A 22,595-nucleotide genomic window follows, 5' to 3' on the forward strand; every position below is an offset into this window, starting at 1 on the left:
GATCGACTTTAAGTCAAGTGCTTGACTTATTCAAACCTGTAGGATGCCTTTGTCCCGACGAACGAGGTGGATGTGACCAAGACCACGAGCCGCGACGCCCGCGCGGTCGCGACCCAGGAGACGATCCTCGCGACCGCCGAGCGGCTGTACGCCGAGCGCGGCATAGCTCACGTCTCGAACCGTCAGATCAGCGAGGCGGCCGGCCAGGGCAACAACGCGGCGGTCGGCTACCACTTCGGCACGAAGACCGACCTGGTCCGCGCGATCGCGTTGCGGCACTCGGCCGCGATCTCGACGATCCGTGGCCGCATGCTCGCCGGGATGGACGACGACGCCGACCTGCGCGAGTGGGTCGCCTGCCTCGTCGAGCCGGTCGTCATCCACCTGGCCGAGCTCGGCGACACCACCTGGTACGCCCGGTTCACGGCGCAGCTCACGGCCGACCCCACACTTCGCTCCCTCGTCGACCGTCAGACCAGCGAGGACGACAGCGTCCGCGTCGTGATGAGCGAGATCAAGCGTCGGCTCCCGGCGATGCCCTCCGACGTGTGGGAGTCGCGCACGATGATGCTGCGTCACCTCGTGACCCAGATGAACGCCGAGCACGAACGCGCCGCCGCGGACGGCTCCGCGCGGGCCATGGGTCGCCAGGCGTCCACCGACGCTCTGGTCGACGCCCTCACGGGGCTCCTCCAGGCGCCGGTCACCCCGCGCTGAGCGTCACGGAGGCCGGGGAGATGTAGCTATCCCTCGCGCCAATCCCCTATCGCGCGAATAATGTCGTCGGCATACATACGACACAACGCGCGATCTTCGCGGGTCACCGTTTCAAAACGATTATGTGCCATCGGCGTTCGGTACCGCGCCATGCCTTCAAACCGCTCGCGCCAATACTGCTTGTCACCTCGCGAAAAGACCTCGCAAAACCGCGACCAATTGACACTGATGATGTTCCACAGGTCACCCGGATAAGTATACGCTAGCCAGCTCGCACCACGCCCGAGACGACGAATGTCGTCGTCCCGCATAGCAACTGAGCGGTCGTACACCGCGCATATCGCGCGCTGTTGGGAGCGCTCCGCCCAGCCCTCACCGTCATGCTCTACTTGAATCTGCTCGATCAGCCCACGGAGTTGAACTTCCGCACGGCCAAGGATCCCCCACGGATTGAGATCCCACGTCCGACGTCTCAAAAGGTCGACGAAAACCGCGCAATCGGAATAGGAAACTCCAATGGACAAGCCGTCTACCCGTAGAACTCCGAGTTCGTCCAACTGACCGCGTTCCCGAATCCAGTCATCAACCACCGGCCCTATAACCAACTGCGCAGCCGCGTCCACAAGCCGAAGCGCGTCTAGATAATCGACCAACCTATCCATCGCGAGTATCTTCTGTGAAACACCGTCAGGATTCCCGACACAATCAGGACGAACGCTCAGCCAGTATCGAACCAAAGCGGGGTGACCATTCGACCAGTTCAGACAATGAAGGCATTCCTCTTCCGATAAGGCCGCAGCCAAGGGAAACGAACTCCGAATATCGTCGGCGGACACAGGCCTCATATACTCCTGGTAGCAAAGAGTCGCAAGAGTAGAAATTCCTCGTACAATCTCCTCAACTGACTCGAGCGAGCGTCGCGAGACAAACAACCCGACGCAGGTCGTGGCGCTAGGGCGGTGGACGAGCTCGCGTGAAAGTCGAAGAAAATCAACAGAATCAGCGTAACGCACCACCGCATCAAACTCATCCATCACGATGATCGTAGGTCTGCCCGCAGCTACCAGTGCCTCGCGCAGTCGCCGCCACGCACCGAACACAGATACACCATCTTCGTCCTCGGACGGGCGTTCTCCCTCTGAGGTTGCGAGTAGCTCGTTGAAGACTTCTGCGCCGGAATGCGAAATACTGAGATCTACCCTCAGAATCTGAACTTCCGACTCACGCAACGAATCGACGACAGAATCCGCGAGCCACGTCTTACCCGTGCCCGGAGCCCCGTGAATCGCGACGTTTGATCGCCCGCCGAGCAGTCCAGCGACCCTAGCTACCTGGTCCGTCCGTGTACTCAACGTGCCCGCCTTCGCAGATACTCAGCAAACAGGACGATGCGAATGTGCACCCGCCCATTTCGCTCGGTGATGACCTGTCGCAATAGGAGATCCTCATAGACCTTGAGTTCGAACACGCTCATGTCCAGCCGATCTCGGTCGACTGGAGCATTCTGCGCGCCAGCGTCAGCGGCAATCTTTGTCAATATTCGTGACGCCGTTTCGGCGAGACTTTGTGGAGTTGGGTCTTCTTCCAAAGTTCCGCCGTGCAGGAGCATGCCGGTGTTGTCTGCAGTCAAAAGGCAGTCAAACCTATACATCCCGATCTCACGTCGGCCTGCCAGTAATGACTCGACCGCCTCTTCAACATCGTGCTGCGCGATCGATGGGTTTTTCCGCTCGTTTGCAATGGTGACAACGCGATCACAAAGTATCTGCGTAAAGAACGGGTGGCCGTCTGTGTATGCGGGAATGCTGTGAAGGGCGTACCCGACGAACCGAGAACTTCCATCAATGCGAAGAATTGGGCGGTCCGCCAACGTCTCAGTCTCGGAGGTAGTCAGATACTCGAGTCGCTCAAGCTGCATTACGCTAAATTCATTGGGGAAGGCGTCGATGAAGTACGGCATTGAGTCCTGGCCGACAACAAGAGCCGAGAATAGTCTGGCCTCTATCAGGCTTTTCCATTGACGCATGAAGTCGCGAAGTTGATCATGCTCGGATGGCGATACGTGACTCCTTCGGAGGATCTCAAACAAGTACGTGAACTCATCGACCACGATCACCAATCTCGGCTCCGCCTCGCCGTCAGCTCGGAGCAGGGCACGGGTCGCAACGATCGCCTTCCGGAAACTGTTCAGCGGTTCCCGAGCGACAGCGGCGCTATCCGGCCATCGCGTGAGGAGCCTTGCGAAGACGGACTCACTGAGGAGCCCGCCGACCTGGGAGCGCAACTGATCAAGCACCTCGGTGAAAAAGCTGGCGGTAATGCTGGATCGATCGACGACCCCCATGGAAACAGACGCGACGAGTATCCCCTCGTCCGCTAAGCGCAAACGAACCTGCTCCACAACGCTGGACTTGCCGGTTCTCTTCTGCCCATACAGACCGAAACACCGCCCTGGCTTTACTGACAGGAGGTGAGTTACGATGTCGGTAATTAGCTGTTCTCGCCCGAAGAACATTCCGGGCTCGTCCACCGGAATCCCCGAGGCATATTGCCGGAACGGGTTACCGATTGGCTCAAAAGGCTCAGCTCGGCGCAATCTTACAGTCAGACGCTGGCGTCCGGACTCTCTAACCTCCGCCCCGGTACCCGCAAATGTCAACTTTACTTCGATTCGAATGTCATCCCTTGCACCTTGCCTCCTCCTGTCTTTCATTCGAACGTATACTGTCCTCGTTCCCCCGGGCTCGATCAGTTCGATGACGGGCGTATGGCCGACCAGCTCTAAGCCGCGATGCTGCTCGATTACGACGGAAACATCCCGCGCCGGCATATACGCATTGTCCAGTGCGATACGGATCGGAAGTTCAAACTCTCCACCCGACGGAACAGTTATTCCGAGCGTGCCATCTGTCAGGATGTGCGGCCGGGCTTCAAAGCGACTCGTGTATCGCCCCCACTCCAAGGCCTCCTCTTGACGGAGCCGTGTAAGTGCCTTTTCGAGGCGGCGGCTACGCGGATTCGCCGCCCTCTTAATAGCATGCAGTTCTGCGAGGAAGGCGAATCTATATTCCTCCGCCTCACGATACGATTCAGCATTCAGACGCTTCATGGCCGTTCGGAGAACAATGATCGTGCGGTCAAGGATGTCGCATTCGCTGTCCTGCTCGAACTTCGGTTGATACTCCAACAGAGCGGCGAGTTGGCTTTCTATTGCCTCGCTGAAGCTGTGTTCAGCGGTGAATCGCAGGGTGCGGTCGATGCAAGCGGGAACGGGCCTCTCCGGCGCGGTAGGTCCCGGACGATTATCGAGGCCGCTGTTCACGTTCGTCCAGTTCTCGATGGCGTCCAGCGGTAGTCGGAGTGTGCGCTCGTCCGTCAGACGGACGTCGATATGGCTACCATGGACGCCGATGACCGCAGCCTCGACGTCGTACGATCCTCGCTGCCCTCGCAGTCGGAAGCGTAGTTGGTCGCCAAGGCGAATTGGCACCCCGTTCGATGACAAGTCTCGGCCTCCGATTTCCAGCTTCGGTGACCACGATAGTCGCGCCGTATGTCCAGGCGTGGAGTTTCTCCCAGTTTCGTCGTATGGGCTGCGACAGCCCCCCGACTTATCCGTCGCGGTGAGTCGCTAGCGGGTCAGTCGGCCGTTGACCAAACCCACGCACGCCAGCTGGCAGGCGCACGACTCCGTCGCGGAGGCCGACGGAGCTCGGATAGCGCGACTGTCAGGGGCGTGCTTCGGAATGCGGGCGTTGATTGCTACGTCTCGCCGGTGGCCTCGATTTCTGAGTTTCTCGAGGCGCTTGATCGATGGCCGCGATAGGACTGAGCCGGTCTGGGTGTTGGCACCCAGACCGCAGGATGCCCTTCGCGTCGACTCGGATGCCACCTCCGCCCGTACCCGCGGAGACGGCAGGGGAATGCGTGAGGCTTCGACCGGTGGAGCCCGGGGCCATCTGCGCGGGAACCCCACTGGACATACGTAAGGGCCGCTGAGCGTCACGCCGTGAGGTGCATCCGCTCGACGACGTGCTCGGCGATCGCGAGGCTCGACGTGGCGGCCGGGGACGGGGCGTTGCGGATCGCGGTCACGCCGTCGCGCTGCTCGACGACGAAGTCCTCGACCAGGGACCCGTCCCGCGCGACCGCCTGCGCGCGCAGCCCGATGCCGTGGCGGGTCACGTCCGAGGCGCCGATCGCCGGGACGTACCGCTGAGCCGCCCCCATGTACGCGCGCTTCGAGAGGACTCCCCCGAGCTCGGAGATCCCCGTACGCCAGTGGTCGCCGGCGAAGCGCCAGAAGCCCGGCCAGCCCAGCGTGTCGACGAGGTCGCGCGGTGACAGCGACGCTCGCCCGTACCGCTGGCGGCTGAACGCGAGGAACGCGTTGGGGCCGACCTCGAGCCCGCCGGTGACACGGCGCGTGAAGTGCACGCCGAGGAACGGGTAGCGCGGGTCGGGCACGGGATAGATCATGCCGCGTACGAGGTCCTGCTTCTGCGGGGCGACCGCCATGTACTCCCCACGGAACGGGACGACGCGCGGCGCCGGGTCACCTCCCGCGAGCTCGGCGACGCGGTCGCTCTGGAGCCCGGCGCACACGACGAGCCTGTCGACGCGAAAGGCCCGCGACCCCGAGGTCGCGACCACGCCGCCACCTCGTCGTTCGATGGCGGTGACAGGCGTGGAGAGGTGGATCGCGCCTCCCGCCGTGACGATGTCGTCGCCGAGCGCCCGAGCGACCGCGACGTAGTCCGTGATGGCGGTCGCGGGCGAGTGCAGCGCCACGAGGCCGACCGCGTGCGGCTCGATGTCGCTGATGCCGCGGCTGTCGACCCGGACGAGTCCGGGCACACCGTTCTCCCGCGCCGTCCTCTCGAGCGCGTCGAACCGCCCCTTCTCGGCGGGGTCGACCGCGACGACGAGTTTGCCGCACTCGTCGTACGGGATGGCACGGTCCACGCAGAGCTCCTTGAGGAGCTCCCTCCCACGGGTGCACAGCTGCGCCTTGAGGCTTCCCGGCCGGTAGTAGATGCCGGCGTGGACCACACCGGAGTTGTGACCGGTCTGGTGAGCAGCGAGACTGCTCTCCTTCTCGAGCACCACCACGCGTGTGCCGGGGTGCCGCACCGCGATCTCACGTCCGATCGCGAGGCCGACGATGCCACCGCCGACGATGCCGACGGTCCGGTCACGGGCAGGGCTCGGGATCGTCATGAGACGAATCTAGGTCGTCCGGACGCGCTCGCTGTAGTCTCGGTCGCCGTGACGAATGTCGTCGGGCCGCGGGCCCTCTTCGGAGTGGTCGTCCCCTCCACCAACACGGTCGTCGAGCACGACTACTGGCGCGCCGGCGTCGACGGAGTGGCGTTCCGTGCCGGCTCGATGCACATCGCTGACCCGTCGATGAACGGCGACGCAGGGTTCGAGGCGCTGCTGGTGCAGATCCGCGCGTCGATCGACACCGCGGTGCGCGACGCCCTGACGGCCGAGCCCGACCGGCTCGTGATGGGCATGTCGGCCGAGACGTTCTGGGGCGGGGTCGAGGGCAACGCGGCGTTCGAGCGACGGCTGCGGGACGCGACCGGGCTGCCGGTGACCACGGGTGCGAGTGCGTGCCGTGCCGCGCTCGAGACGCTGGGGGTGCGCCGGATCGCGGTCTTCTCGCCGTACCAGCCCGTCGCCGACGTCGAGGTCGGCCGGTTCTTCACCGAGGCCGGGTTCGACGTCGCCGCCATCACAGGTCTGCGCTGCGCGACCGCGACCGACATCGCCCGCGTCGAGGACGCACGGTTGCGCGAGGTCGTCGGCGAGCTGGACGGACCTGGGGTGGACGCGATCGTCCAGGTCGGGACCAACCTCTCGTTCGTCGGCCTCTCCGAGGTGCTGGAGGTGGAGCTCGGCAAGCCCGTGGTCGCGATCAACGCGGCCACGCTGTGGCACGCGTTGCGCGAGCACGGCATCACCGACCGTGTCGAGGGCTCGGGCTCCCTGCTGCGCGAGCACTGAGCGGCGCCTTCGGCGGTCGCTCGGGCCACGCGGTAGAACGGCACGGTGGACGCCGAACGCTCAGGACCCCCGCCGCGCCCGACACCGGCGGAGGTCGCGGCGGCCCAGGGCCGTACGATCCCGGACTGGGTACGACCCGGTCTGCGGGTCCTGTTCTGCGGGCTCAATCCCGGCCTCTACTCGGGAGCGACCGGCCTCCACTTCGCTCGGCCGGGCAACCGCTTCTGGCCCGCGCTGCACCTGTCGGGCTTCACCGACCGCCTCCTCGCGCCGTGGGAGCGCGACGTCCTGCTCGACCTGGGGCTCGGCATCACCAACCTCGTCGAGCGCGCGACGGCGCAGGCGTCCGCGCTGACCCGTGACGAGCTGGCGGCGGGCGGGCAGGCGCTCGAGCAGCTCGCCGTCCGTACGCAGCCCGCCTGGGTCGCGGTGCTCGGCATCACCGGCTACCGGGCCGCGTTCGGCGAGCCTCGGGCGAGGATCGGCCCGCAGCAGCGCCTCATCGGCGCGGCGCGCACCTGGGTCCTCCCGAACCCGAGCGGGCTCAACGCCCACTTCACGCTGCCTCGGCTCGCCGAGGAGTTCGCCCGGCTGCGCGGCGAGGCCGACCCGGCTCGGTGACAGCGTCGGCCAGCGGGACGGACGCCAGTTTGCGTGGCGAGGGTTCTGGGTATCGCATGGAGGTATGACCGGATTCTCCCGATTCTCGACCGCTGTTGCGAGCGCCACGACCGTCGTCGTGGCGCTCACGACGCCCGGCCTCACCTCCCCCGCGCCCGCCACAGCAGCGACCTCTTCCACCGCCGCCGCGGTCACGCCGGCCGCGATGACGACCGCCGTACGGGGACGCACCACCGTTCGGGTCGGGTCGTACAACGTCCACAAGGACGACCGTTTCATGCCGTGGACGGCGAAGCGGCGCGACCGCGTCGCTCGTCAGATCCTGCGCAACCGCTTCGACGTCGTCGCGCTCCAGGAGACCCACGGGATGTTCAACTTCCCGTCGCTGCGCCGCAAGGTGAAGCACCGCTTCGCAGCGACCGCTCGCTGCGGCAGGATCAGAGGGACTGAGGTCCGCGACGCCCGGACCCGCATCCTCTACAACCCGTCGCGGTTCTCCGGATCTCGAGAGATCTCGGGGCGGATCCTCCTCGACCGCACGCACAAGGGAGCCTCCGACTACGGGTGCTACCAGCTGCTCACGGAGAAGGCGACGGGTGCCCGGTTCCTCGTCGCGTCGGTCCACCTCGCCACCGGCGCCACCCGCGCCATGGACCTGCGGCGCTACCGGCAGACTCGCAACCTCATCAACGACACCCTTGCCGTCCGCCGGGCCCACGGCGCTGCCTGGCCGATCGTGTGGGCCGGCGACTACAACTCCTCGGCGTCACGGCGGTACACCTTCGACGCGCCGAAGCGCGCGATGCGACAGATGGCGGGTGCACGCGACGCGTACGCGGTGGCGCGGACCCGCAGGAACGGCAGCTACAACAGCGCGAACCAGCTCCGACCCAAGCCGTGGCGCACCCACCACCACGTCGACCACGTCTACGTCTCCCCCGGTATCGGTGTCAGCGCCTTCCGCGTGGTGATCCGGCTGGACGGCAAGCGGTACCGCACACCGTTCGCCTCGGACCACAACCCGATCAAGGCCACGCTGCGCATCCCGTACTGAGGCGACGCGGCACGCACGGCGCAATCGAACCGCGGCACAATCCGCCCCGCGCGCGGCCCCCGTCCGGCGCACACTGGCGAACGGGGGGTTCACCATGAGACTGGCATCGTTCAACGTCGAGAACCTGTTCGCGCGGCCGAAGGCGATGGCCGAGGACCAGGGTTCGTCGGCGGCACGAAAGAAGATCCTCGCCGCTCATGCGCGGCTCGCGTCGCTTCTCGACCGCGACAGCTACGCGGGAGTCGAGCCGGACATCCTCACGCTCCTCGGCACGCTCGGCCTGCTGAAGTCCGACAACGGGCCGTACGCGCGTCTGCGCAAGATGCGTGGCCAGCTGCTGCGGCGGCCGCGGTCCGGGCCGGTGTCGCTGGCGGCGTCCGGACGGTCCGACTGGGTCGGCTGGGTCGAGCTGGTGACCGTCGCCGTGAACGTCGCCGCGACCGAGAACACTGCACGGGTGCTGGACGAGCTCGAGGCGGACGTCGTCACGGTCGTGGAGGCCGACAACCGCCCCGACCTGCACCTGTTCTCGGAGTCGCTCCTCCCCGCCGTCGGCGGGACCTCGTACGAGCAGGTCATGGTCGTCGAGGGCAACGACGAGCGTGGGATCGACGTCGGGATGCTGGCCTACGCCGACTACCGGCTCGTTCAGATGCGTAGCCACATCTTCGACCGTGACGAGTCGGGCACCGTCTTCTCCCGGGACTGCTGCGAGTACCACCTCGACACCCCCCTCGGCAATCGCCTCGTGGTGCTCGCCAACCACTTCAAGTCCAAGGGCTACAGCTCGCCGGGCGACCCGATCGGGAGCACCAAGCGACGGCGGCAGGCCACCCGGGTCGCACGGATCGTACGCTCCCTGCGCGACGAGGGGTTCGACCTGATCGCCGTGACGGGCGACCTGAACGACGACCCGGGCAGCGACGCCCTCGCGCCGCTGCTCGTCGACGGTGGACTGACCGACATCAGCACCCACCCCGCGTTCGACTGGAACCACCGCAAGGGCACGTACGGCTCGGGCAACGAGAAGGACAAGATCGACTACGTGCTCCTGTCCGACGCGCTCTTCGCTCGCGCCGAGGGCGGTGGCGTCTTCCGCAAGGGCGTCTGGCGTGGTCCGCGCACCAAGGACCCGTGGGAGATCTTCCCGACGCTGACGTCCAAGGTGGAGGAGGCCTCGGACCACGCGGCCATCTACGCCGACCTCGCCGGCGTCTGACCGGCCGCGTGGTCCCTGCCCCCCGTTCTCAAGCCTTGCGACAGGTGAGCAGCAGGTACTCCCACTCCATCCGGCCGGTCTCCGCCCCGTGGCTGCGCCCCAGCTCGGCGAGCTCGGCATCGAGCGTCGCCACGCGGCCGGGCTCGTCGGCGATCGCCTTGTAGACCGCGATCGTGGGGCCGTACGTCGCCTTGAAGAAGTCACGGAACTCCTCGCCCGAGGCGAAGCGGTCCACGACGAGCGACTGCCGTGCCGCCATGACGTCACGGACACGGTCGCCGAGCAGCGCGCGGACGTGGTCCTCGTCGCCCCACAGCGGCGGCGGCTGCGCGCCCGGGGGCGGCGGCGGGGCGTACGGCTTCATGATCGCGAACATCTGCCCGATGAAGCCCTGCGGCGTCCAGCTCAAGAGCCCGATTCGTCCGCCGGGTCGCGTGACCCGGACGAGCTCGTCGGCCGCCTCCTGGTGGTGCGGCGCGAACATCACGCCGACGCAGGAGACCACGGCATCGAACACGTCCGCGTCGTACGGGAGGTGCTCCGCGTCGCCCTCCTCCCACCGGAGGGACACACCCTCGGCCTTCGCAGCAGCCTGTCCGTTCTCCAGGAGCGCCGGGGTGAGGTCGCTCGCCACGACGGTCGCACCGGTGCGCGCTGCCGGGATCGCCACGTTGCCCGAGCCGGCGCCGACGTCGAGGACCGAGTCGGACGGCCCGATCCCGGTCGCCTCCACGAGGACCGGCCCGAGGCTCGCGATGACCTCGGTCGCGACAGCCGGATAGTCGCCGAGCCCCCACATCGTGCGGTGCTTCGCCTTGAGCGCAGCATCGGCTCCGGTGTCCTGGGCTGCGGTCGTGTGAGTCGTCATGTCGAGATTCCCCCTTCGCCGGGCGTCTCTCGCCCGACCCCAAGCACGCTACGGACGGCGCTGCAAGCGGCCTAGTACGAGATCTGTACCAGCCGTACGCTGCAGGGATGGGCGCGTCCTACCACCAGTTCTGCCCCGTCGCGAAAGCCATGGAGCTGCTCGACGAGCGCTGGACGATGCTGCTGGTGCGCGAGCTCGTGCTGGGCAGTCAGCACTTCAACGACCTGCGCCGGGGCCTGCCGCGGATGTCTCCGACGCTGCTCTCGAAGCGCCTCAACCAGCTCGTCCGGGCCGGCATCGTCGAGAAGCGGGTCGACGGGCATGACGTCCGATACCTGCTCACGCCGGCAGGCAAGGAGCTGCAGACCGTCGTGGAGTCGGTCGGCCTCTGGGGAGTGCGGTGGATCGGCACCCTCGGCGACGAGGACCTCGATCCGAAGCTGCTGATGTGGGACATGCACCGCAACGTCGACCGGGACGCCGTCGTGGAGCCGCCGCAGGTCGTCCACTTCGTGTTCGACGACGTCCGCGGAGCGTCGCGCCGGTGGTGGATCGTCATCGACCAGGACGAGACCGAGGTCTGCGACATCGACCCCGAGCGTCCGGTGTCGGTGACCGTGACGTCGAACCTGCGCACCCTGACCGAGATCTGGCGCGGCGACCTGAGCTGGGCTCAGGCGCAACGCACGGGGGCGATCCGGCTCGACGGGCCGACTCCCCTGCGGCGGGCCGTTCCGGCGTGGTTCCCGCCCACCGGCTTCGCCCAGGCCGTACGCCCGGCCTGAACGCTCTCGTACGCCCGGCCTGGACGCAGCCGGGCGTACGAGAGCGCTGTCACTCGGTCTTCGCGGTCTCGCCGCGACTCTCCCGCAGGCGCCGGGCACGCTCGACGTCCTCGTCGTGCTTGGCGGCCGCCTTGTCGCTCTTGCGGGTGTCGCGCGGCGGCAGCTGGATCGTCTCCTCCGCCGGCATCCCGCTCTGGAGCTCGCGCCCCCGCTCGAGCTCGGCGTCGACCTCTGCTCCGAAGAGGAGCGCAAGGTTGGTGATCCACAGCCACAGCAGGAACACGACCACGCCGGCCAGTGAGCCGTACGTCTTGCTGTAGCTGGAGAAGTTGGCGATGTAGAAGCCGAAGCCCACCGACGCGACGATCAGGGTGACGATCGCGATGACCGCGCCCACGCTGATCCAGCGGAAACGCGGCTGCCGCACGTTCGGCGTGGCGTAGTACAGCAGCGCGACGATGAGGATGACCACGAGCAGCAACACCGGCCACTTCGCGATGTTCCACACCGTCACGGCGGTGGAGCCCAGACCGACGGCGTCACCGACGGCCTGCGCGGCAGGACCGGTCAGCACCAGCGCCAGCGCGACGATCGCGCACAGGATCACCGTGATCACGGTGACGAGGAGCATCGCCGGCCGCAGCTTCCAGATCGGCCGCCCCTCGTCGACCTCGTACACCCGGTTCATCGCACGCCCGAAAGCTCCGACGTAGCCCGAGGCGGACCAGAGCGCGAGCGCCAGGCCGAGGATGAACGCGAGGCCCGCACCGCGACCCTCGCTGAGCTGCACGAGGGTCGGTTCGAGGGTGTCGGCCGCCGAACCCGCACCGACGTCGCGGAGGATCCCGAGCAGGGTGTCGACCGTCTCGCGCCCCTGGCCGAACAGACCGACCAACGAGAGCAGCGCGATCATCATCGGGAACAACGACAGGACCGAGTAGTACGTCAGCGCTGCCGCGAGGTCGAGGCACTCGTCCTCGGAGAACTCACGCACCGCCTTGCGGCCGACGTACACCCACGACGGCTTCTTGATGTCCGTCAGCGAGTCCGGCTTCGCCGGGTCGTCGGGGTGCGGGGCCCGCTCGTCCCGGTCATCGTCGGCCCGCTGGTCGCGGGCCTCGGTCATCCAGTCTGTCCCGTCGGACGGCTCGAGGCGGGCGATCCTGACGTGGCGGCGGTGCTCGACCCGCTGGAGCCGGTGCTGGTGGTCGCGGCAGCATGCTCGCCACCGTTCTCACCGCGGTGGGTCACCTTGCCGACGGTGTCCTTCGCCGTCTGGACGACCTTGTCCTGGACCTCAGGAGCCTTTTCCATCGCGTAGTCCTGGGCGTCGCTCACCTTCTGCTGAACGGTGGGATCGTTCCACATGCTCTGAGCCTTGCCCTTGATCTGCTCGAAGCGCTCGCGGCCGTCACGCGTGCCGAGGACATAGCCGACGGCCAGTCCACCGAGAAGTGCCAGCTTTCCCTTCATGGGAAGTTCCTTTCGTCGAGTTCCGGTCTACAGCGGGTACCCGATCGCGAAAGGATCAACCTGTCGTCAGCAGGGTTGTGCGATGTCAGCCGGCCGGGCCGAGGATCAAGCAGCTGCTGGTCGCGTACGCGAGCAGGCGCCCCTGCTCGTCGAGGAGCTCCGCCTCCGCGAGCGCGGTCGAGCGCCCACGGTGCTTGACGCGGCCGACGCACCGGACCGGACCCGACTCGACGGTCAGTCGTCGAAGGAACTTCACGGTCAGGTCCTGGCTCGTGTATCCGACCCCGGCCGGGAGCGTCGTGTGCACCGCGCACCCGGCGGCCGAGTCCAGGAGAGTCGCGAAGATCCCGCCGTGCACCGACCCGATCGGGTTGTACATGTACTCCTGGGGCACCAGCCCGAACTCGACGTTGCCCTCCTCCACCTTCACCAGCTCGAAGCCGATCAGGCGGGCGATCGGCGGCGCCGGCACGACACCGTCGCGGACGTCCTGCATGATCTCGAGCCCGGTACGCCCGTGGGCGGCGTGCACGGTCGCCATCGGGTCGTCCCAGCTGTGGGTGCGCTCCCGGGCGTCGACCGGCTCCGTCAATGCGGTGGTGGGCTGTGTGGTCATGAGGCTGCTCCTCGGTCCCGGCGGCGCCGGGCTCGTCGTTCGGTGAGAGTGGTGAAGCGGTCACGGATCGCGTCGCTCGCGACCGGGCCGGGGACGGCTGCCAGGCGCAGCTCGGACAGGGGCGTGCCGGTGGCCGCGTCGACGAGCACGGGCTCGATCTCACGACCGGTGTCGCGGTCGGTGAGCACGACCGACCGCCGGCTCGGCTCGAGCTGCTCGTTGCCCCAGGCGAGGAGGGCGATGACGACGGTCTGCGCGCTGCGCCCGCGGGGCGTGAGGACGTACTCGAAGCGCTCGGGGTGCTGGCTGTAGCGGCGACGCTCCAAGAGCCCCCCGTCGACCAGCGTCCGCAGCCTGCGGATGAGCATGGCGGGCGAGATCGGGAGGTCCTCGGCGAACTCGTCGAACCGGCGGATCCCGTCGAGCGCATCGCGCAGGATCAGCAGGCTCCACCAGTCTCCGAGCTCCCCCGCACCGCGCGCGATCGGGCACTCGGCATCGCTCAGGTCGACTCGTCGCACAGCACCCTCCCGGTCAGTAACTATCATGATAGTAGTCATCACGGTGAGCAGAAGTCGACCCGCGACGCCCACGGGCCGAGAAGCACGCAGGGACCGCGAGTCCGTTGACTAGGTTGGACGCCTCGACTACCCAGGAAGGTCCCCGTTGCGCCTGCCGATCCGCCGCCGCCGACCCGCCCCCACCGCGAGCACAGCCCCTCAGACCGAGACGTACGACGACACGCTTCCCAAGAACCTCGACTGCGAGGCCCCCGTGCAGCTCGCCGGGCGGATCAAGGTGACGCATCCCGTCTCGGTCGGCGCCTACAGCTATCTGACCTCGGGAAAGATCAGGGGGACCGGCACCATCGGGCGCTACTGCTCGATCGGACCTGACGTCCTCATCGCTCCCCCCGAGCACCCCATCGACTGGCTCAGCACCTCGCCCTTCCAGTACAACCCCTCACGGTTCGCCTGGCACCCGACCGCCGACACGTTCGACACGGTCCCCGTGAGCGACCCCGCCGTCAGGCAGTTCAGGGGTGAGCCGTTCGCGATCGGCAACGACGTCTGGATCGGCGCCCGCGTGACGATCCTGCGCGGCGTCACCGTCGGAGACGGCGCCGTCGTCGCGGCCGGCGCGGTCGTCGCACGCGACGTCGCCCCCTACACGATCGTCGGCGGCGTCCCCGCGCGCCCGATCCGGCGACGCTTCGACGACGAGACTGTCGCGCGCCTCCTCGCGACGCGGTGGTGGGAGCTCACCCCCAACGAGCTCGCCGCCGTCCCCGTCACCGACGTCGCAGCCTCTCTGGAGGCGATCGAGGCGCTGCGCACCGGCGACGCGACGACGACCGTCCGGGGCGCACGAGTCTGACCCTCCCCGCTCCGTAGGATCGGGCGGTGACCTCCGAGATGACCACCGGCGCGATTGGCACGCCGCGTCGCGTGTGGCTCGGCGTACTGTTCGCCGTCGTTGCGGGAGCGTCTCTCGTCGCCTGCGCACCGGCGGCGACCGACTCGGAGTGGTTGGCGCTCGGACGCCGCTCGACGTGCGCCGCGCTTTTCGCGCTCTACGCGTACGGCCACTTCCGCTGGCCGCACGCACGCTGGCCGAAGCGCGGAGAGCGCGCCGCAGCACTCCTCGTCGTCGGCTACCTCGCCTGCGTCGTGCTCGCGCTGACGAGCTAGGTCCCGGGCTTGCGCTCCCCCGCGTACTCGGCCGCCAGCGCGTCGCCCTGCTCCGTCGGGATGGTCTCCGACTCCACATCCACGAAGTACCAGGCCTCGGGCCCCGCCCCTGCGCCGCCGAGGATCAGCACGTAGCCGTCCGCGTCTGGCTCCACGTCGTCCCACACTTGGTTGGCGTACTCCAAGGGACCGCCGAACGTCACCACCATCGCCATGACCGTGAGAGTAGTACCGAACGGACATGTCCACCCGATCAGTGTCAGACTTCGTGGAGCGTGAACGCGCCTGTCCGAACTCCGACCAGGGGAGAGCGATGGCCGACCGAACCGCCAAGATCGCCGTCTGCGGAGCAGGGTCCGTCGGCAGCACCGTCGCCTACGCCGCGCTCCTGCGAGGTCTGGCGGGCGAGATCGTGCTGTTCGACATCGTGACCAGCCTCGTACGCGCGCAGGCGGACGACCTCAACGACGGCGCAGCGTTCGCGCACCCGACGACGATCATCGGCACCGATGATCCCGCAGCGTGCGCAGGGGCCGACGTCGTGGTCATGACGGCGGGCGCACGGCAGAAGCCCGGACAGACGCGACTCGATCTCGCCGAGGAGAACGTCGCGATCACGCGTAGCGTCCTCGCCGCCGTCCGCGAGGTCGCGCCCGACGCGATCTACCTGGTCATCACCAACCCGTGCGACGTCCTGACGTACGCCGCGATCGGATTCCTCGAGCTGCCTCCGGGGCGGGTCTTCGGATCGGGCACCGTCCTCGACACGGCACGCCTGCGCTACGTGCTGTCGCAGCGGCTGCACGTCTCGACCCGCAGCGTGCACGCACTCGTCGCGGGCGAGCACGGCGACTCCGAGATCGTCCTGTGGTCCTCGGCGAACATCGGCGGCGTGCCCCTCCGCGCGTACGACGTGGAGGGCCGCTCGATCGACGTGTCCGAGTACGACGAGATCCGGGAGACCGTCGCCAACTCGGCGTACAAGGTCATCGAGGGCAAGGGAGCGACGAACTACGCGATCGGGCTGGCGACCGCCGACATCATGTCGGCCGTCCTGCGCGACGAGCACCGCTTCCTGCCGGTCTCGACGTTGTTCACCGGTCAGTACGGCATCAGCGACGTCTGCCTGTCCGCGCCGTGCGTCGTCAGTCGCGCGGGCGTGGCCGGGCCGGCGGAGCTGCCGCTCGACGAGACGGACCTCACCGGGCTCCAGGCGTCCGCCCAGACCCTGCGGCAGCAGATCGACGTCCTCGGCCTGCCGTCGCTGGTCGTCTAGGTCGCTCGCAGAGGTGCCCTACGGGCCGCCCATCGCGCGATCGACCTGCACGACGGTCCACCCCGTCGCGTACAGCAGGTCGGAGGCGATCGCGCGCACCTGGGCGACGACCGCGGCGTCGTTGATCGTCGCGGCGTCCGGCAGGGCGCGGGTCGCCAGCTTCGCGGCATCGATCAGGTGCTGACGCGCGTCGTCGTACGCATCCTCGGCGGCGATGTCGTCAGCGAAGACGCCGACCGCCTCCTGGAGCAGCCCGACGGCCTCCGGGATGCCGGCGAACGCGCGCTCGCCGCGCCGCAGCATCGTGTGCACCCGCCGGGCGAGCACCCGGGTGTCGCGGATCGCGTTGTCGACGTCGCGGATCGCGACGACGTAGCGCTCGACGTGGCCGCGCTGTCCCCACCGCAGCGGCGAGTAGCGGGCGATCTCGTCCGCGTTGGCGACCGTCGTCTCGAGCCCGGTGATCGACGGCTGCGTGGCACGGAGCTGCTGGAGGGCGGTCCACGCCGGCCCGGCGTCGCCGAGCCTCAGCGCCGTCTCGATCTGCCGCAGGGCCTCGTTCAGCGACCCGAGCACCACCTGCATGTCGCGGTTCGCCCGGCGTACGGGATTGCCGGGGATGAGGAGCGCCATGGTCAGCCCGACGAGCCCTCCGACCACGGCGTCGACGAAGCGGACGACCGCCGGGTTGCCGGCGGTGACGGGCACGATCGCCGCGAGCAGGCTCGCCGACGTGGCGGCCTGGGTCCGGGCGAGCCCGCGCAGGCCGAGAAAGGTCGCGGCGATCGCGGCGAGCGCGACGATCACGCCGATCTGCCACCAGCCGCGGCCGATCACGAGGATCAGACCCTCACCGATGAGCACGCCGACGGAGACGCCGAAGAACAGCTCGATCGTGTTCTGCCGGCGGCCGCCGGCACCGGCGAAGATCACCAGGATCGCGGCCACCGGGGCGAAGAACGGTTGCTCGTGGCCGATGACGTCACGGGCGATGACCCACGCGATCGCGGCGCCGAGGGAGATCTGGACGATGGCGGTCCACTGGGAGCGGACCCATCCGATGCGGGTGCGCAGCGACACCGGCACGAGGCCGCCGCGGACGTCTGGACGGCCGGCGATGCGCTGCAGGAAGCCTTCCTCGCGCGCCACGGCGCCGCCTACAGGTAGAGCCCGGTCTGGCCGTCGTCGATGCGTTCGGCGGCGACGGCGTGGAGGTCGCGCTCGCGCAGCAGGATGAAGTCCTTGCCCCGAACCTCCACCTCTGCCCGCTCGTCGGGGTCGAAGAGGACCCGGTCGCCGATCTGGACCGTCCGGACGCTGCTGCCGACCGCCTCGACCCGCGCCCACGACAACCGGTGCCCGAGCTGAGCCGTGGCCGGGATGACGATGCCCCCGGTGGAGCGCCGGTCACCGCCGTCGGGATCGATCGACACGAGGAGCCGGTCGTGGAGCATCCGGATAGGAAGCCCGTCGGCCATTCAGCTGCCCACGATCTTGCGGATCAGGACGATGACGCCGACGACGGCGACGAAGCCGCCCACGACGGGCACGATCGTCTCCATCCGCGGCTCGCCGGACGGGGTGACGAACTTGCCCTTGACGTCGGCGAGACCTCGCCGGGCGAGGGTCTTGGGGTGAGAGCGCTGGACAAGCTGGTCGACGTTGGCGGCCAGGCGGTTGCGCACCTCGTCGATCTGGGCGACGAGCTGGTCCGGCGTCCCGGTGATCGTCGTCGGGACTACCGGCCTGGAATCGTTCGCCACGTCCGTCTCCTCGTTCCGCGTCAGTGGTGAGTCACCGGCCCTCGACCGGTCGCCCTCGCAGTCACCTGTCGAGACCACGTTACCGATACGCAAGGATAGGACCATGACCACGCGACTGCAGCCAGGTGATCAGGCGCCGGACTTCACCCTTCTCGACGACCACGGCCACGAGGTCACGCTCTCCGACCTGCGGGGCGGCAAGGTCATCGTCTACTTCTACCCCGCCGCGATGACGCCGGGGTGCACGCGGGAGGCTTGCGACTTCACCGCCGAGCGAGAGACGTTCGACCAGTCCGGCTACACCGTGCTCGGCATCTCGCCGGACAAGCCCGAGAAGCTCGCGACGTTCCGCGAGAAGGAGAGCCTCGAGCTCACGCTGCTCTCCGATCCCGACAAGGAGGTGCTCCGCGCCTGGGGTGCCTTCGGTGAGAAGAAGCTCTACGGCAAGGTCATCGAGGGTGTCATCCGCTCGACGTTCGTCGTGGACGAGAAGGGCCTGATCGAGGTCGCCCAGTACAACATCAAGGCGACCGGTCACGTCGAGCGGCTGATCCGCCAGCTCCAGCTGTCCTGACCCTCCCGCTGGTCGAGCCAGTCGAGACCCCCGGCCCCTAGAATGTCCGGCGGGCCGGTGTGGTGGAACTGGTAGACACGCAGGATTTAGGTTCCTGTGTCGAGAGACGTGCAGGTTCGAGTCCTGTCACCGGCACCAGCGAAGCTCCTCGGGAGACAGAGCGGCCCCGAGCAGAGGTGGAAGCTCCGCTCAGGGCCTCGGCCATCAGAGGCGAATCCGATGAGCCGTACCCCCAGCGTACGGACCCTTCGGTGACCGGCTCAATGCGGCTCCCCGCGGTAGGTCCCGAACGACCATGAGTTGCCCTCGGGATCGGCGGCGATGAAGTCGCGGCTCCCGTAGTCGGTGGTCGTCAGCTCCATCGTGATCGTCGCGCCGGCCGCCTTCGCCCGCTCGTACAGCCCATCGGGGTCGGAGCAGACGACGTACGCCCCGAACGTGCCGGCCTTCTGCTGCCAGTGCCCCTCGTGCTTCTCCGAGCCCATCATGATGCCGCCGCCCTCCGGCCAGGCCAGCTCCGCGTGATGGACGAAGCCCTCGTCGTCGGCCATCACGACGACGCGGCGGAACCCGAACGCCCGCTCGAGGAAGTCGATCATGCCGAGCGCGTCGCGGGCGGCGAGCGCGGGCCACACGGTCGGTGGCGGCGTGGTGGTCTGTTCCTGCGTGTTCTGCTCCTGGGTGCTCATGACCTCACTCTGACCCGTTGCGGTGGCCCCCGGCTTGGATGTTTCGGCGCTCCTCGGCGAGCCACCCGGTCGGCGACGTGCCCGCCATCGCCTGGAACTCGTGGACGAGGTGGGCATGGTCGGCGTACCCGGCGCGCGCTGCGACGTCGCCGAGAGACTCGTCACCCGGGCGTACGACCTGGTCGCGCACCATGCCGACGGCGCGGTCGAAGCGGACCAGTCGGCTCAGCACCTTCGGTCCGAAGCCCAGCTCGTCGACGAACGCCGTGCGCAGCTGGCGCGGACTCAGCGCCACGTGCGCGGCGAGGTCGTCGACGCGGCCGTTGCCTCCGCGCGCGACGATCCACCGCCACGCCTCCACGACCTCCGGCCGCGGACGTGCAGCGGCTGCCCCGCTCGCGGTACGGGCGCGCGCGGCGAGGAAGTCCCGGACGGCGGCGAACCGGACCGTCCAGTCGTCGCTGTCACCGATCCTGCGGCGGAGCGCCGCCGCAGACGGCCCGAGGACGTCGCCCAGGTCGAGCGCCAGACCCGGCAACCGGCTGGCGGGGGCGCCGAACAGCCAGCGCGCGGCGAACGGGTGCACGGCGAGCTGGACGCCCTCCTGGCTGTCGGGCTGGTCGATGTACGCGGGGCGGGTCGAGAGCGGGCCGAGCATGTCGTACGCGGCGATCGGGGCGCCGTCGTCCTCCCGCTCCCCCACCACGACGGGCGTGTCCAGCGCGACGACCAGCGTCAGGTACGGCGAGGGCAGCCCACGGTGCAGCCGCTGCGTGACACCGCTCTGGCGGTATCCGACCATCGTCGAGACCGCACCCGCGTACGCGCCGCGGGGATCAGCGCGTACGAAGTCCATCGTCATCTCGGCCGGCGACGTTCTCACGGTCCGAGTATCCGCCCGATCGGCCCTGCACGGCAGCCGCGATAGCCTCGGACGATGTTCCGAATCCTCTACTACGAGCCGCGGATCCCTCCCAACACGGGCAACGCGATCAGGCTGGCGGCAGCGACCGGCGCCCAGCTTCACCTCGTGGAGCCGCTGGGGTTCGACCTGTCCGACGCCAAGCTCAAGCGCGCCGGCCTCGACTACCACGACCTGGCGGACGTCTCGGTCCACAGCAACCTGGAGGCGGCGTTCAAGGCGCTCGACCCGGTCCGCGTGTTCGCGTTCACGACGAAGGCGACGACGTCCTACGCCGACATCGCGTACGAGCCGGGTGACGTGTTCCTGTTCGGGCCAGAGCCGACAGGGCTCCCGGAGGCCGTGCTCGCCGACCGGCGCATCACCGAGCTGCTGCGGATCCCGATGCAGCCGTCGCGCCGCTCGCTCAACCTCGCGAACTCGACGGCGATCGTCGTCTACGAGGCGTGGCGCCAGCAGGGCTACGCCGGAGGCGTGTAGCCACCGCTCACGCCCGGCCCCGTCGACGGTGAGCCGTGGCGTCGGCGCCGGACCACGCCGCGTACGACGGCGATCGCCAGGAGCGCGGCGGCAAAGCCCCACCAGGCGACGGGCTGCTCGACGTCGAACGCCGGCGACGAGTCGACGATCCAGGCGTACGCCCCCACGGCGACGGCACCGGCGACGGTCACCAGCATGACCGGCACGAGCATCGTCACGAGACCGACGACGAGGATCGCCAGACCGGCCTGGCGGATGTCGTCCTGGTTCGTGTACCACCAAAGCACGTCGGGATCCATGCCGTCGGGGTTCGGCATGCCTGTGGAGCTCAGCGCACGCCACGTGGCGACGAACGCGACCGCGAACGCGACGACGGCGATGATCCGCAGCAGCGTCAGGAGCGTACGCACGGCCGCCTCAGACCAGCAGGGCGACGAGGTGCGGGACCATCGCGCGGAGCGCCTTGCCGCGGTGGCTGATCGCATCCTTGTCCGCGGGAGTCAGCTCGGCTGTCGAGACGTCGTAGCCGTCCGCCGCGAACAACGGGTCGTAGCCGAACCCGCCGTCACCGGTCGGTCCGCGCTGCACCCGCCCGCGCATGACGCCGAGCTCCACGACCTCGGCGCCGCTCGGCAGCACCAGCGCCATCGCACAGCGGAACTCCGCACCCCGCCGTTCGTCGGGCACGTCGGCCAGCTGGTCGAGAAGCAGCTCGTTGTTCCGCGCGTCCGACTTGGGACGCCCACCCCATCGAGCCGACAGGACGCCGGGCATCCCGTTGAGGGCGTCGACGCAGAGTCCGGAGTCGTCGGCGAGCGACGGCAGGCCCGTCGCCGTCGCCGCGGCGCGGGCCTTGAGCAGCGCGTTGCCCTCGAAGGTCGGCTGGTCCTCCACGGGCTCCGCGAAGTCGCCGATGTCGTCGAGGCCCAGCACCTCGATGCCCGGCAGCCCAGGCTCGAGGATGCGGCGCAGCTCCGCGAGCTTGCCCTGGTTGTGGCTCGCGAGGACGACGCGGCGCTCGCTCACGAGGGGGCTCCCTCGCCGAGCGCGGCGGTCTGGATCGCGGTCAGGTCGGCGCAGCCCTTCTCGGCGAGCGCGAGCAGCGCGTCGAGCTCGGCGCGGTCGAAGGGTGCGCCCTCGGCGGTGCCCTGCACCTCGACGAACGAGCCGGTCCCGGTCATGACGACGTTCATGTCGGTCTCGGCGCGGACGTCCTCGTCGTAGGGCAGGTCGAGCATCGGCGCACCGTCGATGATGCCGACCGACACTGCCGCGACGGAACCGGTGAGCGGCTCGGACACGAGGGCACCGCGGTCGCGCAGGTAGGAGACGGCGTCGGCCAGGGCGACGTACGCCCCGGTGATCGCTGCGGTGCGGGTGCCGCCGTCGGCCTGGAGGACGTCGCAGTCGATGACGATCGTGTTCTCTCCGAGCGCCTTGTAGTCGATGATCGCGCGGAGCGAGCGACCGATCAGGCGCGAGATCTCGTGCGTACGCCCGCCGATGCGGCCCTTGACCGACTCGCGGTCGGAGCGGGTGTGGGTCGCGCGCGGGAGCATCGCGTACTCGGCGGTGACCCAGCCGAGCCCGGAGTCGCGGCGCCAGCGCGGGACGCCCTGGGTGACGCTCGCCGCGCAGAGGACGCGGGTGCGGCCGAACTCGACCAGGACCGAGCCCTCGGCGTGGTCGAGCCAGTTGCGGGTGATGGTGACGGGTCGGAGCTGGTCGGCGGCGCGGCCGTCGGTTCGGGTGACGCTCATGGCGCGAGCGTATCGAGCGACGCCACCGAGCGTTTCCCCGGCGCTCGCGTCGAGCCCATGTGTGGGTCCGCCACG

28 protein-coding genes and 1 tRNA gene are annotated in these 22,595 nt (G+C 68.5%); 12 read left to right on the plus strand and 17 right to left on the minus strand.

From position 1 onward, the window contains the following. The first annotated feature begins 72 nt into the window (after positions 1 to 72). Positions 73 to 717, plus strand: a complete 645-nt coding sequence (locus AB3M34_RS16895) for a TetR/AcrR family transcriptional regulator (RefSeq protein WP_370615692.1) — start codon at positions 73 to 75, stop codon at positions 715 to 717. Positions 718 to 743: 26 nt separating this feature from the next. On the opposite strand, the gene AB3M34_RS16900 is transcribed toward AB3M34_RS16895, so the two are convergent. The 3 genes from AB3M34_RS16900 to lhgO all read right to left on the minus strand — a co-directional run bounded on the left by AB3M34_RS16900 (position 744) and on the right by lhgO (position 5,937). After that, a complete protein-coding gene (locus AB3M34_RS16900) occupies positions 744 to 2,069 on the minus strand; it encodes an ATP-binding protein (protein ID WP_370615693.1) in 1,326 nt (441 codons plus the stop codon). Further along, the gene (locus tag AB3M34_RS16905) at positions 2,066 to 4,222 is read right to left on the minus strand and encodes an AAA family ATPase (RefSeq protein ID WP_370615695.1); all 2,157 of its coding nucleotides are present in this window, start codon (positions 4,220 to 4,222) and stop codon (positions 2,066 to 2,068) included. Before AB3M34_RS16905 ends, AB3M34_RS16900 begins: the two co-directional genes overlap by 4 nt. 497 nt (positions 4,223 to 4,719) lie before the next feature. Then, positions 4,720 to 5,937, minus strand: a complete 1,218-nt coding sequence (lhgO, locus tag AB3M34_RS16910; RefSeq protein WP_370615697.1) for an L-2-hydroxyglutarate oxidase — start codon at positions 5,935 to 5,937, stop codon at positions 4,720 to 4,722. 48 nt (positions 5,938 to 5,985) lie between these two features. On the opposite strand from lhgO, the gene AB3M34_RS16915 reads away from it, so the two are divergent. The 4 genes from AB3M34_RS16915 (at position 5,986) to AB3M34_RS16930 (ending at position 9,623) form a co-directional block, all read left to right on the plus strand. Beyond that, positions 5,986 to 6,729, plus strand: coding sequence for a maleate cis-trans isomerase family protein (locus AB3M34_RS16915; RefSeq protein WP_370615698.1), 744 nt, complete (start codon positions 5,986 to 5,988; stop codon positions 6,727 to 6,729). 45 nt (positions 6,730 to 6,774) lie between these two features. Beyond that, positions 6,775 to 7,350 carry a G/U mismatch-specific DNA glycosylase gene (gene mug, locus AB3M34_RS16920; RefSeq protein ID WP_370615700.1) on the plus strand — a complete coding sequence of 192 codons (576 nt, stop codon included), beginning with the start codon at positions 6,775 to 6,777 and terminating at the stop codon, positions 7,348 to 7,350. Positions 7,351 to 7,414: 64 nt separating this feature from the next. Beyond that, on the plus strand, positions 7,415 to 8,404 hold the full coding sequence (locus AB3M34_RS16925) for an endonuclease/exonuclease/phosphatase family protein (protein WP_370615702.1): 990 nt from the start codon (positions 7,415 to 7,417) through the stop codon (positions 8,402 to 8,404). A gap of 94 nt (positions 8,405 to 8,498) precedes the next feature. Next, positions 8,499 to 9,623 (plus strand): endonuclease/exonuclease/phosphatase family protein, encoded by a 1,125-nt coding sequence (locus AB3M34_RS16930; RefSeq protein ID WP_370615704.1) that lies wholly within the window; start codon positions 8,499 to 8,501, stop codon positions 9,621 to 9,623. Between the two features lie 28 nt (positions 9,624 to 9,651). On the opposite strand, the gene AB3M34_RS16935 is transcribed toward AB3M34_RS16930, so the two are convergent. Further along, positions 9,652 to 10,491, minus strand: a complete 840-nt coding sequence (locus tag AB3M34_RS16935; protein ID WP_370615705.1) for a class I SAM-dependent methyltransferase — start codon at positions 10,489 to 10,491, stop codon at positions 9,652 to 9,654. A 107-nt stretch (positions 10,492 to 10,598) separates the two neighbouring features. Between AB3M34_RS16935 and AB3M34_RS16940 the strand changes: the two genes are divergently transcribed. Then, positions 10,599 to 11,276, plus strand: coding sequence for a winged helix-turn-helix transcriptional regulator (locus tag AB3M34_RS16940; protein WP_370615707.1), 678 nt, complete (start codon positions 10,599 to 10,601; stop codon positions 11,274 to 11,276). Between the two features lie 49 nt (positions 11,277 to 11,325). Here AB3M34_RS16940 and AB3M34_RS16945 read toward each other — a convergent pair whose 3' ends face one another. The 4 genes from AB3M34_RS16945 to AB3M34_RS16960 form a co-directional block, all read right to left on the minus strand. After that, on the minus strand, positions 11,326 to 12,402 hold the full coding sequence (locus AB3M34_RS16945; RefSeq protein ID WP_370615708.1) for a YihY/virulence factor BrkB family protein: 1,077 nt from the start codon (positions 12,400 to 12,402) through the stop codon (positions 11,326 to 11,328). Next, entirely contained in the window at positions 12,399 to 12,749 is a 351-nt protein-coding gene (locus tag AB3M34_RS16950) for a hypothetical protein (RefSeq protein WP_370615709.1), read from the minus strand. The genes AB3M34_RS16945 and AB3M34_RS16950 overlap by 4 nt, the downstream gene beginning before the upstream one ends. Positions 12,750 to 12,834: 85 nt before the next feature. Beyond that, positions 12,835 to 13,365, minus strand: a complete 531-nt coding sequence (locus tag AB3M34_RS16955) for a PaaI family thioesterase (RefSeq protein WP_370615711.1) — start codon at positions 13,363 to 13,365, stop codon at positions 12,835 to 12,837. Further along, positions 13,362 to 13,886 (minus strand): winged helix-turn-helix transcriptional regulator, encoded by a 525-nt coding sequence (locus tag AB3M34_RS16960; protein ID WP_370615712.1) that lies wholly within the window; start codon positions 13,884 to 13,886, stop codon positions 13,362 to 13,364. The genes AB3M34_RS16955 and AB3M34_RS16960 overlap by 4 nt, the downstream gene beginning before the upstream one ends. Before the next feature lie 145 nt (positions 13,887 to 14,031). Here AB3M34_RS16960 and AB3M34_RS16965 point away from each other — a divergent pair, with 145 nt between their 5' ends. After that, positions 14,032 to 14,742 carry a CatB-related O-acetyltransferase gene (locus AB3M34_RS16965; protein ID WP_370615714.1) on the plus strand — a complete coding sequence of 237 codons (711 nt, stop codon included), beginning with the start codon at positions 14,032 to 14,034 and terminating at the stop codon, positions 14,740 to 14,742. A gap of 26 nt (positions 14,743 to 14,768) precedes the next feature. Continuing rightward, positions 14,769 to 15,056 carry a hypothetical protein gene (locus AB3M34_RS16970; RefSeq protein WP_370615715.1) on the plus strand — a complete coding sequence of 96 codons (288 nt, stop codon included), beginning with the start codon at positions 14,769 to 14,771 and terminating at the stop codon, positions 15,054 to 15,056. Here AB3M34_RS16970 and AB3M34_RS16975 read toward each other — a convergent pair. After that, positions 15,053 to 15,271: a hypothetical protein gene (locus AB3M34_RS16975; RefSeq protein ID WP_370615717.1), complete on the minus strand. Its 219-nt coding sequence runs from the start codon at positions 15,269 to 15,271 to the stop codon at positions 15,053 to 15,055. The two genes, AB3M34_RS16970 and AB3M34_RS16975, sit on opposite strands and share 4 nt — an antisense overlap. Before the next feature lie 98 nt (positions 15,272 to 15,369). Here AB3M34_RS16975 and AB3M34_RS16980 point away from each other — a divergent pair, with 98 nt between their 5' ends. Beyond that, a complete protein-coding gene (locus AB3M34_RS16980; RefSeq protein ID WP_370615718.1) occupies positions 15,370 to 16,332 on the plus strand; it encodes an L-lactate dehydrogenase in 963 nt (320 codons plus the stop codon). Between the two features lie 18 nt (positions 16,333 to 16,350). Here AB3M34_RS16980 and AB3M34_RS16985 read toward each other — a convergent pair whose 3' ends face one another. The 3 genes from AB3M34_RS16985 to AB3M34_RS16995 are packed head-to-tail and all read right to left on the minus strand — an operon-like array spanning position 16,351 to position 18,095. Next, positions 16,351 to 17,481 carry an FUSC family protein gene (locus AB3M34_RS16985; protein WP_370615719.1) on the minus strand — a complete coding sequence of 377 codons (1,131 nt, stop codon included), beginning with the start codon at positions 17,479 to 17,481 and terminating at the stop codon, positions 16,351 to 16,353. An 8-nt stretch (positions 17,482 to 17,489) separates the two neighbouring features. Next, positions 17,490 to 17,810 carry a GroES family chaperonin gene (locus AB3M34_RS16990; protein ID WP_370615720.1) on the minus strand — a complete coding sequence of 107 codons (321 nt, stop codon included), beginning with the start codon at positions 17,808 to 17,810 and terminating at the stop codon, positions 17,490 to 17,492. After that, positions 17,811 to 18,095 carry a DUF3618 domain-containing protein gene (locus AB3M34_RS16995; RefSeq protein WP_370615722.1) on the minus strand — a complete coding sequence of 95 codons (285 nt, stop codon included), beginning with the start codon at positions 18,093 to 18,095 and terminating at the stop codon, positions 17,811 to 17,813. Positions 18,096 to 18,198: 103 nt separating this feature from the next. Between AB3M34_RS16995 and bcp the strand changes: the two genes are divergently transcribed. Together bcp and AB3M34_RS17005 are read left to right on the plus strand one after the other, a co-directional pair. Then, positions 18,199 to 18,669: a thioredoxin-dependent thiol peroxidase gene (bcp, locus tag AB3M34_RS17000; RefSeq protein WP_370615724.1), complete on the plus strand. Its 471-nt coding sequence runs from the start codon at positions 18,199 to 18,201 to the stop codon at positions 18,667 to 18,669. A gap of 53 nt (positions 18,670 to 18,722) precedes the next feature. Further along, positions 18,723 to 18,807: transfer RNA gene (locus tag AB3M34_RS17005), tRNA-Leu, on the plus strand. 122 nt (positions 18,808 to 18,929) lie between these two features. Here the strand turns inward: AB3M34_RS17005 and AB3M34_RS17010 are convergent. Beyond that, positions 18,930 to 19,358, minus strand: coding sequence for a VOC family protein (locus AB3M34_RS17010; RefSeq protein ID WP_370615725.1), 429 nt, complete (start codon positions 19,356 to 19,358; stop codon positions 18,930 to 18,932). Positions 19,359 to 19,362: 4 nt separating this feature from the next. After that, positions 19,363 to 20,241, minus strand: a complete 879-nt coding sequence (locus tag AB3M34_RS17015) for a helix-turn-helix domain-containing protein (protein WP_370615726.1) — start codon at positions 20,239 to 20,241, stop codon at positions 19,363 to 19,365. Between the two features lie 54 nt (positions 20,242 to 20,295). Here AB3M34_RS17015 and AB3M34_RS17020 point away from each other — a divergent pair, with 54 nt between their 5' ends. Then, positions 20,296 to 20,760, plus strand: coding sequence for a tRNA (cytidine(34)-2'-O)-methyltransferase (locus AB3M34_RS17020; protein ID WP_370615727.1), 465 nt, complete (start codon positions 20,296 to 20,298; stop codon positions 20,758 to 20,760). Here the strand turns inward: AB3M34_RS17020 and AB3M34_RS17025 are convergent. Genes AB3M34_RS17025 through rph form a run of 3 tightly spaced genes read right to left on the minus strand, consistent with a single transcriptional unit; the run spans position 20,742 to position 22,520 of the window. Next, positions 20,742 to 21,170 carry a hypothetical protein gene (locus AB3M34_RS17025; protein WP_370615728.1) on the minus strand — a complete coding sequence of 143 codons (429 nt, stop codon included), beginning with the start codon at positions 21,168 to 21,170 and terminating at the stop codon, positions 20,742 to 20,744. The two genes, AB3M34_RS17020 and AB3M34_RS17025, sit on opposite strands and share 19 nt — an antisense overlap. 7 nt (positions 21,171 to 21,177) lie before the next feature. Beyond that, complete coding sequence (gene rdgB / locus AB3M34_RS17030; RefSeq protein WP_370615730.1) at positions 21,178 to 21,786, minus strand: RdgB/HAM1 family non-canonical purine NTP pyrophosphatase; 609 nt, start codon at positions 21,784 to 21,786, stop codon at positions 21,178 to 21,180. After that, complete coding sequence (gene rph, locus AB3M34_RS17035) at positions 21,783 to 22,520, minus strand: ribonuclease PH (protein ID WP_370615731.1); 738 nt, start codon at positions 22,518 to 22,520, stop codon at positions 21,783 to 21,785. Before rph ends, rdgB begins: the two co-directional genes overlap by 4 nt. Positions 22,521 to 22,595: the final 75 nt, after the last annotated feature.

Origin of the sequence: Mumia sp. Pv4-285, from assembly GCF_041320275.1 — a bacterium.
GTDB classification, from domain to species: domain Bacteria; phylum Actinomycetota; class Actinomycetes; order Propionibacteriales; family Nocardioidaceae; genus Mumia; species Mumia qirimensis.